This is a genomic window from Cryptosporangium phraense (genome assembly GCF_006912135.1).
Lineage (GTDB): Bacteria > Actinomycetota > Actinomycetes > Mycobacteriales > Cryptosporangiaceae > Cryptosporangium > Cryptosporangium phraense.
This window is the reverse complement of the sequence record NZ_VIRS01000018.1, coordinates 136677-148390: the sequence shown is the minus strand read 5'-3', so window position 1 is coordinate 148390 and position 11714 is coordinate 136677. Positions and strand designations below refer to the sequence as shown.

Below are 11714 nucleotides of genomic sequence, written 5' to 3'. Positions count from 1 at the left end.
GCGGGCCACCACCGCCGGCCGTCTGAATATGCTGGTCGGGCCCCCGTTTTGAGGAGTTCCGATGGTCCGACGCCAAGTTCCGAAGCCAGCCGAGCTCCGCGAGCTGATGCAGTTCAAGAAGCCGCAGCTCAACGGGCGCAAGCGCCGGCTCGATGCGGCGCTCACCATCGAAGACCTCCGCACGATCGCCCGCCGCCGCACGCCCCGGGCCGCGTTCGACTACACCGACGGCGCGGCCGAGTCCGAGCTCTCGCTCCGCCGCGCCCGCCAGGCGTTCGCCGACGTCGAGTTCCACCCGTCGATCCTGTCCGACGTCGCGAACGTCGACACGTCCACGACGGTCTTCGGTGGCCCGTCCGCGCTGCCGTTCGGCATCGCCCCGACCGGGTTCACCCGGCTCATGCAGACCGAGGGTGAGATCGCCGGCGCCGGCGCGGCCGGCGCGGCCGGCATCCCGTTCTGCCTGTCGACGCTCGGGACGACGTCGATCGAGGACGTGAAAGCGGCGAACCCCCACGGCCGCAACTGGTTCCAGCTCTACGTGATGCGCAAGCGCGAGATCTCGTACGCGCTGGTCGAGCGGGCGGCCGAGGCCGGGTTCGACACGCTGTTCTTCACCGTCGACACCCCGATCGCCGGAGCGCGGCTGCGCGACAAGCGCAACGGTTTCTCGATCCCGCCGCAGCTGTCTCTGCGCACGGTCGCGAACGCGATCCCGCGCCCCTGGTGGTGGTACGACTTCCTGACGACGCCGAAGCTGGAGTTCGCCTCGCTGTCGTCGACCGGCGGCACGGTCGGTGAGCTGCTCGACGCGGCGATGGACCCGACGATCAGCTTCGAGGATCTCAAGGTGATCCGGGAGATGTGGCCGGGCAAGCTCGCGATCAAGGGCGTCCAGACGCTGGACGACGCCCGCAAGCTGGCCGACTTCGGCGTCGACGGGATCCTGCTGTCGAACCACGGTGGCCGCCAGCTCGACCGGGCGCCGATCCCGTTCCACCTGCTGCCCGACGTCGTCCGCGAGGTCGGCAAGGACGTCGAGGTGAGCGTCGACACGGGCATCTTGAACGGGGCCGACATCGTGGCCTGCATCGCGCTGGGCGCGAAGTTCACGCTCGTGGGGCGGGCCTACCTGTACGGGCTGATGGCCGGGGGCCGGGAGGGCGTCGACCGGACGATCCAGATCCTGACCGAGCAGGTCGTCCGCACGATGAAGCTGCTCGGCGCCCACTCGCTCGAGGAGCTGACGCCGGCCCACGTCACCCAGCTGGTCCGGCTGGCCCCGATCCCCCGGCCCTGAGTCCTCAGGGAACGACGATCGTCTTGCCCGGGAGGCGGCCGGCGGCGCCCTCGTCCTGGACGGCGGCCAGGTCCTGGAGGCGGCGACGGTCGGCGACGTCGATGCGGAGCGAGCCGGCGTCGATCCGCTCGGCCAGCTCGGCGAGCTGGGCGGCGTCGCTGCGGACGAAGAGGTCGATACCGCGGACCCCACGCTGCTCGTCGCTGGGCGCGGGCATCCAGACGGTCGTGTTGACGAGGACGCCACCGTCGCGGATCAGGCCGACCAGTGCGGCCAGCTGACCGGGCTCGATCGGCGCGAGGTTGAGCACGACGTCGACCGGCTCGGTCACGGCCGTGGCGACGTCGGTGGTGCTGTGGTCGACGATCTGGTCGGCCTCTTCGACCCGCTCGGCGCTGCGCGGGCCGGCGACCGCGATCACGGTCGCCCCGGCCGCCTTGGCCAGCTGCACCGCGTAGCTGCCGACCGCCCCGCCGGCGCCGTTGATCAGCACGCGCTGGCCGGCGACGAGCTGGGCGTGGTCGAACAGCGCCTGGTAGGCGGTGAGGCCTACGGTGGGCAGTGCGGCCGCGTCGGCCAGCGGGACGCTCGACGGGGCGGCGGCCAGGATCTCGGCCGGGGCGAGCACGTACTCCGCGGCGGCGCCGTCCTTGTCCATCGGCAGGAACCCGATGACCTGCTCACCCACGGCGACGTTGTCGACGCCATCGCCGAGCGCGTCGACCGTGCCGGAGACGTCGATGCCCGGGGTGTGCGGCAGCTCGACCGGGATCGGGCCCTGCATGAAACCGCCGCGGATGTTCGCGTCGACGCCGTTGAACGACGTCGCGGCGACACGGATCCGGACCTGGCCGGCGCCGGGAACGGGCAGCTCCACGTCCTCGTGGCGCAGGACGTCGGAACCGCCGTACTCGTGGAAACGCATCGCCTTCATGGCCTTCCCCTCTGCTATGTGCTTCGAATTCGAAGTATATCGACGTGCTGCTGCTGAAGACACCGTGCCAGCGGGAAGCCGGAACAACCTGGGCCAGATTGGCCCACCCGAGCCGCTCCCAGCGCCGCCCGCGCTGCTCGCCGGCGCGCGCTGTTCCGGCCCCACCGACGGCTCAGATGTCGGGGCACAGCCATGGACACGGACACGGCAGTGCTCGTCGCGCCCGCGATCGTGCTTGGTCGACCGGTACGTGCGCCGCCGGCAGGTGCGGCCAGCGACGGCCTCGGCCGGCGAGCCGATCGAAATCCGGCCGATCGTGCTTCGCCGATGCGCGGCGCGCTGGTGCGCCGCCTTCGCCCTACCCGAGGACGCCGTGCAGGGAGCCGCAGTTCGTCGCCAGCCGGACCTGGCGACTCGTCGGGGGTTCCGCGAGGGGGGGCTGATCTCGACCTCGGCTACCGCGAGAAGGCCGACCGGCTCCGCTCCGCCCAGCGCTTCCAGGTCGCGCTCATCCCCCGCGGTCGGCGGTCTGACGACCACGGAGACCGCGCACGCCACGACCGAAAGCACCATCGGGCCCGCGGTCGAGATCGCTTCCCGGGCCATCGCCGGCCGATCATGCTCCGCCGATGCGTGGCGCGTTGGTTCGGTCCCTTCGCCCTGCCCGAGGACGCCGTGCACGGAACGGACACAGCGTCCGGTGATGGTCCGCGTGCCGTGTTCTTCGAGGTCGAGTTGGTCTTTGAGGGGGTCTGGTTGACCGATTCGATGACGTGCCGGAACGGCTTGAGCAGGTGCTGACCGGGTCGTGGTTCGCGGTTGCGGCAGGCCGGGGTCGGTGTCGAAGAGGTCGAGCAACACGTCGGATTCGTCGGTTTTCGCGCCGGCCAACGCCCAGGTGATCGGGAGGCCGGCCAGGGGTGCAGAGCAGATGCAGGCGCAGGCCCCAGAACCATCGCGAGTGCGACGCCCAGTACCCCCGCCCGGTAGGCGATCTGACGACCACGGAGACCGCGCACGCCTTCCGCGCGACCGATAGCACCACCGGAACGAGAATCAGCCGGACAAACAGCGGCTGGCCGGTGCACCGGGCCATCCGGCGGCCCCGGCTGCTCCCCGAGCCGCACCCGACGGCTCGGGGAGCAGCCGACTCGGGCCGATCCCGCTGGAGGTCACAAACCGCCAGCCGCAGCACTACCGAATCAGGCGCGCGACCGCGGCAGGCAGCACTTCTTGTACTTGAGCCCAGAACCACACCAGCACGGCGCATTCCGCTCCGGCGGCCAGTGGATGTGATCGGTGACCTTGCCCGCGTACTCCGCCCGGGTCTTGGCGTCATCCGAACTCAAACCCGCAGCCTCGCCGCGGCGCAGCGACAGGTCGGTGCGACCGGTGCCGGCCAGCCGGACCAGCTCGCGCTCCAGACGCGCCCGGTGCTCGTCCCAGTCGGCGCCGTAGACCTCGGTCAACCCCGGCCACTGCGCGACGACCTTCTCGAACTCGGCCTGCGGGAAGAACAGTAGGTCGGCATCGGCCGACTCGGCGGCGGCGCGGGCGTTCGCGTTGGCCAGCTTCGTCTCCAGCCGCTCGGCCAGGACGTCGTGCGGGTCGTGGTTGAGGCCGATCGTGTGTCGGACCCGGTGCCGCTGCTGCAGCAGGAAGAACAGCAGGCCGGCGTCCTCGGCGCTGGTCGGAGTCGGGCCTTCGCGCTCGGCGAGCGTCTGCTCGACCGCCTCGGTCAGCCACTCCTCGGCCAGCCGCGTACGCCCACCGACGGCCAGGGCCACGCTGACGTACGCGGCCGCGTCGGCGTACTGGGTGAGCAGCGGACGCAGCGGCTCGATCTCGGCCATCGCCTCGTCGTCGCGACCGGCCCGGAACAGCAGCCGGGCCCGCAGCGCGCGGGCCGACGCGACCTCGCTGTCGTCCTTCTTGCCGTACGCGTCCAGGGCCTGCTCGACGTACCGCAGACCGGCGTCGAGTTTGTTCCGGCTCTCGGCGATCTCGGCCGCGAGCACGAGCGCCTCACCGGCGTCGTCCGGGTCGGCCAGCCGCCCGTTCTCCACCGCGTGGGCCAGGTCGGCGGCCAGGCCGAGCGGGTCGGCCGCGCCCAGGGCGGTCTGCCGGATGTCTTCGAGGTCTGCGCTGGTCAAGTCAGCTTTCAACGCCACCCGCCCACCGTACTTCGCTTTCCTCCCTACTGGCCCAGCCGGGGTAGGCGCATCAGGGGATCAGGACCAGCTTGCCCGCGCCGTGGCCGGCCATCCCCACCTCGTGCGCCTTCGCCGCCTCGGCCAGCGGAAACGTCATGTCCACCACGACCCGGAGCGCCCCCGCCCCGGCCCGCTCCACGAGCTCACCCCGCGCCGCCTCCCGGACCGCCGTACCCGCGTCCTGGCCCGGCCCGTAACCGAGCAGCTTGATCCCGGCCTCAGCCCGGCGCGGCGACCCCGTGATCGACGCGATCCGGGCCTGATCGGCCACCAGCTCCAGCGAGACGTCGAGCGCCTCGTCGGTCCCCGCGCAGTCGACCGCGGCGTCCACGCCCTGCGGCGCGGCCGCGCGCACGCGCTCGGCCAGCCCAGGCCCGTAGGCGACCGGAATCGCCCCGAGCTCCCGCAACAGCCCGTGATTCCGCTCAGCCGCCGTAGCGACCACCGTCACCCCGGCCAACTGCACGGCCATCAAACCGACCCCGCCCGACCCGCCGTGCACCAGCACCGTGTCCCCGGCCCCGACCCCCGCGGCCCGCAACGCGTGCACCGCGGTGGTCCCGGTCAGCATCAACGCCCCGGCCTCGGCCCAGCCGAGCCCGGCCGGCTTCGGAACAACCGACGTGGCCGGAGCCGTGACGTAATCGGCGTAGGCCCCGGTCACCGGATACACGATCACCTCGTCCCCAACGCGCACGCCGGTCACGTCCGCCCCCACCTCGGTCACCACGCCCGCGCACTCCAGCCCGAGCGTCGGCATCGAGGCGGCCAGCCCGGCCGCGTCCTTGTGGTCGTCGTCGACGGCGTGGAAGGCGCCGCTGTACAGCTTCCAGTCGATCGGGTTCACGCCCGCGGCCCGGACCGCCACGACCACGCCGTCCGCGGCCGCCCGGGGCTCGGGCCCCTCGATCACCGCGAGGACGTCGGGCGTCCCGTACGCGGTCGGTTTCACGATTCGATTCATGAGACGAGTATCGAATCGTCCCGTCGTAACCTCCAGTGCATCATTGATAGGGAGTACTTGCGTCCGGCGCACGAATAGGAACACGGCGATGGACCTCAACCTGCTCCGGGTGTTCGACGCGCTGATGGACACGGGCAGCGTGGCCGAGGCCGCGACCCGCCTGCACCTCTCCGCCCCGGCCACCAGCCGCGCCCTGAGCCGACTCCGGCGGGCGATGAACGATCCGATCCTGGTGCGCGCGGGCCGCGGCCTGGTCCCCACGCCGTTCGCCCAGCGCTCGGCCAGCACGGTCAAGGCCCTGCTCGCCGCGGCCGACGGCCTCCGAGCCGACCCCGCCGACAGCGACCCCGCGTCCTGGCACCGCACGTTCTCGATCCGGCTCAACGACGGGCTGACGCCGGTCCTCGCTCCCCGCCTCACCCGCCGGATCGCCGGTCAGGCGCCCGGCGTCCGCCTGCGGTTCGTCCGCCAGGAGTCCAAGGAATCCGACCTCCTCCGCGACGGCTCCCTCGATCTCGACGTCGGGGTCGCGGACCCGCCACCACCCGACATCCACACGTCGACGCTGTTCACCGACCACTTCGTCGCGGTCGTGGCGGCCGGCTCCGAGCTGGGCCGGGCGCCCCGGCTCACCGTCGACGACCTGTGCCGCCACCCGCACATCTCGGCCTCGCGACGCGGCCTGGCCCGGGGCCCGCTCGACGACGCCCTGGAGGCGATCGGGCGGTCCCGGCACGTCGCCGCGGTCGTCCCGTCGTACGCCGTCGGGGCGCTGATGGCCCTCGAGGACGACCTCATCTGCCTGGTGCCGCAGGTGACCGCCGCCCACCTGGCCGACCGCGGTGTGCCGCTGCGCCTCCACGAGGTGCCGTTCGACCTGCCCACGGCCGACGTCGAGATGCGCTGGCACCGCCGCGTCCACGACGACCAGGCCTCGCGCTGGCTCCGCGACCTCCTGCGCGAGGCCATCCACCCGCTGGTCTGAGGCCTACCGCTCGATCATCGCCATCTGCGCCTCGGTGTGGTGGCCGCCCTCGGCGACCGGCAGCGCGTCGAGCGTCGCGATCTGCTCCGGGCTCAGGACGACGCCGTCGGCGGCGACGTTCTCCTCGACCCGGCTGACGCGCTTGGTGCCCGGGATCGGCACGATGTCCGAGCCCTTGGCCAGCACCCAGGCCAGCGCGACCTGGGCCGGCGTCGCGCCCACCTCGTCGGCGACCGCGCGCACCTCGTCGGCCAACCGCAGGTTGCGCTCGAAGTTCTCGCCGACGAACCGGGGGTTGGACTTCCGCAGGTCGCTGTCGTCGAGCGCCTCGACGTCGGCGCGGGTGCGCAGCGAACCGGTCAGGAAGCCCCGGCCGAGCGGCGAGTACGCCACGAGCCCGATCCCCAGCTCACGCAGCACCGGGAGCATCTCGTCCTGGTCGCGCGTCCACAGCGAGTACTCCGACTGCAACGCGGTGATCGGGTGGACGGCGTGCGCGCGCCGGACCGTCCCGATCCAGGCCTCGGAGAGCCCGACGTAGCGGATCTTGCCCTGGGCCACCAGCTCGGCGAGCGCCCCGACCGTGTCCTCGATCGGCGTCTTCGGGTCGACCCGGTGCTGGTAGTAGAGGTCGATCCGGTCGGTGCCGAGCCGGCGCAGCGACCCCTCGACCGCGGTGCGGATGTTGTCGGGGCTGCTGTCGAGGTTGCCCGGCCCGCCTCCGCGGTGGGAGACCATGCCGAACTTCGTCGCCAGGACGACGTCGTCCCGACGTCCCCGCAGAGCCTGGCCGACGAGTTCCTCGTTGACGTACGGCCCGTAGATCTCGGCCGTGTCGATCAGCGTGACGCCGAGGTCGATCGCGCGATGGATCGTGCGGATGGATTCGGCGTCGTCGGTGCCGGCGCCGGTGAAGGCGTGGGACATGCCCATCGCGCCCAGACCGATCCGGGACACTTCGAGTTGCCCGAGCTGTGCGGTACGCATGATCAGTCCTCCGGGATGGCGCGACCCCAGGCCGCGAGAGTGATGTCGGCCGGTTCCGGGCCACCGCGCTTGCCGGTCTCGAGCCCGTCGATCGCGGCCAGGTCGGCGTCGCTCAGCGCGAAGTCGAAGACGTCGAAGTTCTCGGCGATCCGCTCCGGACGCACCGACTTCGGGATCACCTGACGCCCCTGCTGCAGGTGCCAGCGCAGCATCACCTGGGCCGGGGACTTCTGGTACGAGGCCGCGATCTTCCCGATCACCGGGTCTTCGAGCGTGCTGGTGTGGCCGCTGTCCCGGTAGAACGTGATCCCGCCGATCGGCGCCCAGGCCTGCGTCAGGATCCCGTGCTCGGCCCCGAACGCCTGCACCTCCCGCTGCGCGAAGTACGGGTGCACCTCGATCTGGTTGATCGCCGGTACGACGTCGACCTGCTCGAGGAGGGCGGTCAGGTGGTCGACCATGAAATTGCTGACGCCGATCGCCCGCACCCGGGCGTCCGCAAGAAGCTTTTGCAAGGCGCGGTAGGCCGCGACCGTGCGGTCGAAGTCCGACGGGAGGGCAGGATGAGCAGGATGAGCAGGTCGATCTGGTCGACGCCCAGCTTGCGGGCGGCCTTCTGGAAGCCGTGCAGGGTCTCGTCGTAGCCGTAGTCGCTGATCCAGATCTTCGTCTCGAGGAAGACGTCGTCGCGGGCGACCCCGGAGGCGCGCAGCGCCTCGCCGACCTGGCGTTCGTTGCCGTACGCGGCGGCCGTGTCGATGTGCCGGTAGCCGACCTCGAGGGCCGAGGTGACCGCGGCCCGGGTCTCGTCCGGAGGCGTCTGGAAGACACCGAAGCCGAGCTCGGGGATCTGGACGCCGTTGTTGAGCGTGTACATGGTCACTTCGTTTCTGCTAGATCCTGGGTGGCCGCCCAGGAGGCGAGCATCTTCAGGCCGTCGGCGGTCGGAGTGCCGGCGGCGGCGGTGTAGACGTTGAGGGTGAGGCCGGGCTCGGACGGCAGCAGCATCGACTCGTAGTCGAGCTCGAGCGGCCCGACGACCGGGTGGCGCAGCCGCTTCTGGCCGCTGCGGTGGAACCGGACGTCGTGCGAGGCCCAGCGCTGGCGGAACACCTCGCTCCGGGTGGAGAGCTCCCCGATCAGCTCGATCAGGGCCCGATCGTGCGGATTGCGGCCGGCCTCCAGCCGCAGCGTGGCCGCGGAATCGTTGGCGATCCGGTCCCAGTCGACGAAGAACTCCCGGGCGGCCGGGTCGAGGTAGAGGAATCGGGTCGTGTTCGCCGGACGCCGGGGGTCGGCGAGCACCGGCGCGTAGAGCGCCCGCCCGAGCCGGTTCATGGCCAGGATCTCGTGGCGCGCGTTGCGGACCCAGGCAGGCGCGTCGGACATGGCGTCGAGCACCTGCTGGATGGCCGGCCGGACGCTGCTCGGCGGAGTCCGCCGGACCCGCGGAGCGGGGCCCGCCGCGCGGGCCAGCGCGAACAGGTGCTCCCGCTCGGCCTCGTCCAACCGAAGGGCCTGAGCCACCGCGTCGAGCACGCTCTCCGAGGCGCCGCCGAGGTTGCCCCGCTCCATCCGGACGTAGTAATCGATCGAGACGCCGGCGAGCAGCGCGACCTCCTCCCGGCGCAGCCCCTTGACGCGCCGGTGGCCGCCGTACGCGGGCAGCCCGGCCTGCTCCGGCGTGATACGCGCCCGCCGCGAGGAGAGGAACTCGCGGATCTCGGCGCGGTGGTCGATCTGGCCCATATCTCCACCGTAGGTCGCGTGCGTGGATGAGGGAGGGTCTGCCATTACCCCGCAGCGGCGTCCCGCAACTCGTCCTCGGAGAGACCGATGTTGCGGCCGATCGCCAGGTGCGAGGCCAGCTGTGAGTCGAGCCCGTCGAGGCCGGCCAGGGCGGCGATCGTGGCGATCTCCCGGCTCCGCCAGTCGAGGTTGTCCCGGCCGAAGATGTCGCCGAACAGGTGCGCCTTGAGGAAGTGATCGATGGCCGGGGCGAACTCGAACAGCGCCCCGGTCACCGGTGCGCCGGTGAGCCGGGTCTGGTTCCGGGTGCCGGCCGCGAGGCTGTCCGCGGGCACCGGACCGGGTTCCTCGCCGGCCTCGTCCTCGATCCCGGCGTTCTTCCGCTCGTCGAGGACCGTCATGAACGCGCCGAGCGCGTTGAGGCTGCGCGGAAACCCGGCGTAGGCGTACAGCTGGACGAGGACCTCCTTGATCTGGTTGATCGAGAGGCCCGCGTCCAGCCCGTCGTTCAGCGCCCGGCGCAGCTCGGGCATCTTTCCCTGAGCGGCGAACCTCGCGATCGGCGCGATCGGATTCGGCGTCACGACAGCTCCAGGAGCGTCTTGACGGCTCGGCGTTCGTCCATCGCCCGGTAGCCCTCGGCCGCCTCGTCGAGCGGCAGCCTGAGGTCGAAGACCTTCCCCGGGTCGATCTTCCGATCGACGATCAGGCCGATCAGCTCGGGCAGGAACCGCCGGACCGGTGCCGGTCCGCCGTGCAGGTGCACGCCGGAGAAGAACAACGGCGTTCCTTCGATCCGGACGTCGTGGGAGACGCCGACGAAGCCGACGTGACCACCGGCCCGGGTCGAGTGGATGGCCTGCATCATCGACTCCTGGGTGCCGACGGCCTCGATCGTCGAGTGCGCGCCGAGTGAGTCGGTCAGCTCCTTGACCCGGGCCACGCCCTCGTCGCCGCGCTCGGTGACGATGTCGGTGGCCCCGAACTCCAGGGCGAGTTTCTGCCGGTCGGCGTGGCGGCTCATCGCGATGATGCGTTCGGCGCCTTTGTGTCTGGCCGCGAGCACGCCGAGCAGACCGACCGCGCCGTCGCCGACGACCACGACCGTCTTGCCCGGTCCGGCCTGGGCCGCGTCGGCGGCGAACCAGCCGGTGCCGAGCACGTCGGAGGCGGCCAGCAGGCTGGGCACCAGGTCCTCGTCCGGCATCTCCGGGGTCGCGACGAGGGTGCCGTCGGCGAGCGGGACCCGGAGGTACTCGGCCTGGGCACCGATCGCCCCGACCGGCTCGCGGTGCACGCAGTGCGACTGGTAGCCGGCCCGGCAGATCGGGCAGGTGTTGTCGGACGCGAAGAACGACCCGACGACGAACTGACCGAGCCGGGTGCTCTCGACCGCGGACCCGACCTCCTCGACGATGCCGACGTACTCGTGGCCCATCGGCGCCGGCCCGCCGGACGCGTCGACGCCCCGGAACGGCCACAGGTCGGACCCGCACACACAGGTCGCGACGACCCGGATGATCGCGTCGGTCGGCTGCTCGATCGTCGGATCGGGCCGGTCCTCGACCCGGACGTCGCCGGGCCCGTTCAGAATGACTCCTCGCATGCCCCCAGAGAACGCCGGTCGCCGGACCGCTGGGAGGGACCACCGTGGGTGGTAATGACAGAACCCCTCGGCGTCGTAGCGTGGAGCCATGGACACCAGGGAAGCCGCCCGTGAGTTCCTGGCCTCCCGGCGGGCCAGGATCACCCCGGAACAGGCCGGCCTGCCTACGTTCGGCGGCACCCGACGGGTCGCCGGTCTCCGGCGGGCCGAGGTGGCACTGCTGGCCGGCGTCAGTCCCGACTACTACGTCCGGCTCGAGCGCGGCAACCTGTCCGGCGTCTCCGACAGCGTCCTGGACGCCATCGCCCGGGCCCTCCAGCTCGACGACGCCGAGCGGGCGCACCTGCACGACCTCGCCCGCGCCGCCAACACCGGCCCGCGGGTCCGCCGCCGGACGTCCAAGCAGCCGATCCGCCCCGGCGTGCAGAGCCTCCTCGACGCGATGACCGAGGCCCCGGCGTTCGTCCGCAACGGCCGCCTCGACATCCTGGCCGTGAACCGGCTGGGCCAGGCGCTCTACGCGCCGGCCTTCGACTCCCCGGCCCGGCCGGTCAACCTGGCCCGGTTCTGTTACCTGGACCCGCGGGCCGAGGAGCTCTACCCGGACTGGGACGCGGCCGCGCACACGACCGTCGCCCTACTGCGGACCGAAGCCGGGCGGGACCCCTACGACAAGGCCCTCACCGACCTGGTCGGTGAGCTGGCCACCCGCAGCGAAGACTTCCGCACCCGCTGGGCCGCCCACAACGTCCGCCTGCACCACACCGGCGTCAAGCATTTCCAGCACCCGGTGGTCGGGCGCCTGGACCTCGCGTTCGAGGCGATGCCGCTGCCCGCGGACCCGGGTCTCACGTTGACCGCCTACAGCGCCGAGCCGGGCTCGCCGAGCCATGACGGCCTTAACATGCTCGCCAGCTGGACGGCCCCGGCAATCTGACCATCGAACATCTGGTCGATTTCTGTCTCGCCAGTCTCG

At 71.8% G+C, this 11714-nt stretch carries 10 protein-coding genes and 2 pseudogenes; 3 read left to right on the top strand and 9 right to left on the bottom strand.

What is annotated here, in order from left to right; genetic code table 11:
- Positions 1-61: 61 nt before the first annotated feature.
- Entirely contained in the window at positions 62-1300 is a 1239-nt protein-coding gene (locus FL583_RS24700; RefSeq protein ID WP_142707189.1) for an alpha-hydroxy acid oxidase, read from the top strand.
- Positions 1301-1304: 4 nt separating this feature from the next.
- Here FL583_RS24700 and FL583_RS24695 read toward each other — a convergent pair whose 3' ends face one another.
- The 4 genes and pseudogenes from FL583_RS24695 to FL583_RS24680 form a co-directional block, all read right to left on the bottom strand.
- Positions 1305-2234 carry an NADP-dependent oxidoreductase gene (locus tag FL583_RS24695; protein WP_142707236.1) on the bottom strand — a complete coding sequence of 310 codons (930 nt, stop codon included), beginning with the start codon at positions 2232-2234 and terminating at the stop codon, positions 1305-1307.
- Between the two features lie 684 nt (positions 2235-2918).
- Positions 2919-3219, bottom strand: a pseudogene (locus FL583_RS43085) (transposase family protein); the annotation flags it as partial.
- A gap of 217 nt (positions 3220-3436) precedes the next feature.
- Positions 3437-4405 carry an SEC-C domain-containing protein gene (locus FL583_RS24685; RefSeq protein ID WP_142707188.1) on the bottom strand — a complete coding sequence of 323 codons (969 nt, stop codon included), beginning with the start codon at positions 4403-4405 and terminating at the stop codon, positions 3437-3439.
- A 52-nt stretch (positions 4406-4457) separates the two neighbouring features.
- A complete protein-coding gene (locus FL583_RS24680; protein ID WP_142707187.1) occupies positions 4458-5411 on the bottom strand; it encodes an NADP-dependent oxidoreductase in 954 nt (317 codons plus the stop codon).
- An 88-nt stretch (positions 5412-5499) separates the two neighbouring features.
- On the opposite strand from FL583_RS24680, the gene FL583_RS24675 reads away from it, so the two are divergent.
- Complete coding sequence (locus FL583_RS24675) at positions 5500-6396, top strand: LysR family transcriptional regulator (RefSeq protein WP_142707186.1); 897 nt, start codon at positions 5500-5502, stop codon at positions 6394-6396.
- A 3-nt stretch (positions 6397-6399) separates the two neighbouring features.
- On the opposite strand, the gene FL583_RS24670 is transcribed toward FL583_RS24675, so the two are convergent.
- The 5 genes and pseudogenes from FL583_RS24670 to FL583_RS24650 form a co-directional block, all read right to left on the bottom strand.
- A complete protein-coding gene (locus FL583_RS24670; protein ID WP_142707185.1) occupies positions 6400-7383 on the bottom strand; it encodes an aldo/keto reductase in 984 nt (327 codons plus the stop codon).
- 2 nt (positions 7384-7385) lie between these two features.
- A pseudogene (locus FL583_RS43080) lies at positions 7386-8260 on the bottom strand (aldo/keto reductase).
- A 2-nt stretch (positions 8261-8262) separates the two neighbouring features.
- Complete coding sequence (locus FL583_RS24660; RefSeq protein WP_142707184.1) at positions 8263-9132, bottom strand: helix-turn-helix transcriptional regulator; 870 nt, start codon at positions 9130-9132, stop codon at positions 8263-8265.
- A 44-nt stretch (positions 9133-9176) separates the two neighbouring features.
- Positions 9177-9716 (bottom strand): carboxymuconolactone decarboxylase family protein, encoded by a 540-nt coding sequence (locus FL583_RS24655; protein WP_240746790.1) that lies wholly within the window; start codon positions 9714-9716, stop codon positions 9177-9179.
- Positions 9713-10738 carry a zinc-dependent alcohol dehydrogenase family protein gene (locus FL583_RS24650; RefSeq protein WP_142707183.1) on the bottom strand — a complete coding sequence of 342 codons (1026 nt, stop codon included), beginning with the start codon at positions 10736-10738 and terminating at the stop codon, positions 9713-9715. Before FL583_RS24650 ends, FL583_RS24655 begins: the two co-directional genes overlap by 4 nt.
- A gap of 88 nt (positions 10739-10826) precedes the next feature.
- On the opposite strand from FL583_RS24650, the gene FL583_RS24645 reads away from it, so the two are divergent.
- The gene (locus FL583_RS24645; protein WP_142707182.1) at positions 10827-11675 is read left to right on the top strand and encodes a helix-turn-helix transcriptional regulator; all 849 of its coding nucleotides are present in this window, start codon (positions 10827-10829) and stop codon (positions 11673-11675) included.
- Positions 11676-11714: the final 39 nt, after the last annotated feature.

What these genes read in the sequence shown, in the direction of transcription:
- FL583_RS24700 (WP_142707189.1), top strand. Translation starts at nt 62, where the DNA reads ATGGTCCGACGCCAAGTTCCGAAGCCAGCCGAGCTCCGCGAGCTGATG.
- FL583_RS24695 (WP_142707236.1), bottom strand. Translation starts at nt 2,234, where the DNA reads ATGAAGGCGATGCGTTTCCACGAGTACGGCGGTTCCGACGTCCTGCGC.
- FL583_RS24680 (WP_142707187.1), bottom strand. Translation starts at nt 5,411, where the DNA reads ATGAATCGAATCGTGAAACCGACCGCGTACGGGACGCCCGACGTCCTC.
- FL583_RS24675 (WP_142707186.1), top strand. Translation starts at nt 5,500, where the DNA reads ATGGACCTCAACCTGCTCCGGGTGTTCGACGCGCTGATGGACACGGGC.
- FL583_RS24670 (WP_142707185.1), bottom strand. Translation starts at nt 7,383, where the DNA reads ATGCGTACCGCACAGCTCGGGCAACTCGAAGTGTCCCGGATCGGTCTG.
- FL583_RS24660 (WP_142707184.1), bottom strand. Translation starts at nt 9,132, where the DNA reads ATGGGCCAGATCGACCACCGCGCCGAGATCCGCGAGTTCCTCTCCTCG.
- FL583_RS24650 (WP_142707183.1), bottom strand. Translation starts at nt 10,738, where the DNA reads ATGCGAGGAGTCATTCTGAACGGGCCCGGCGACGTCCGGGTCGAGGAC.
- FL583_RS24645 (WP_142707182.1), top strand. Translation starts at nt 10,827, where the DNA reads ATGGACACCAGGGAAGCCGCCCGTGAGTTCCTGGCCTCCCGGCGGGCC.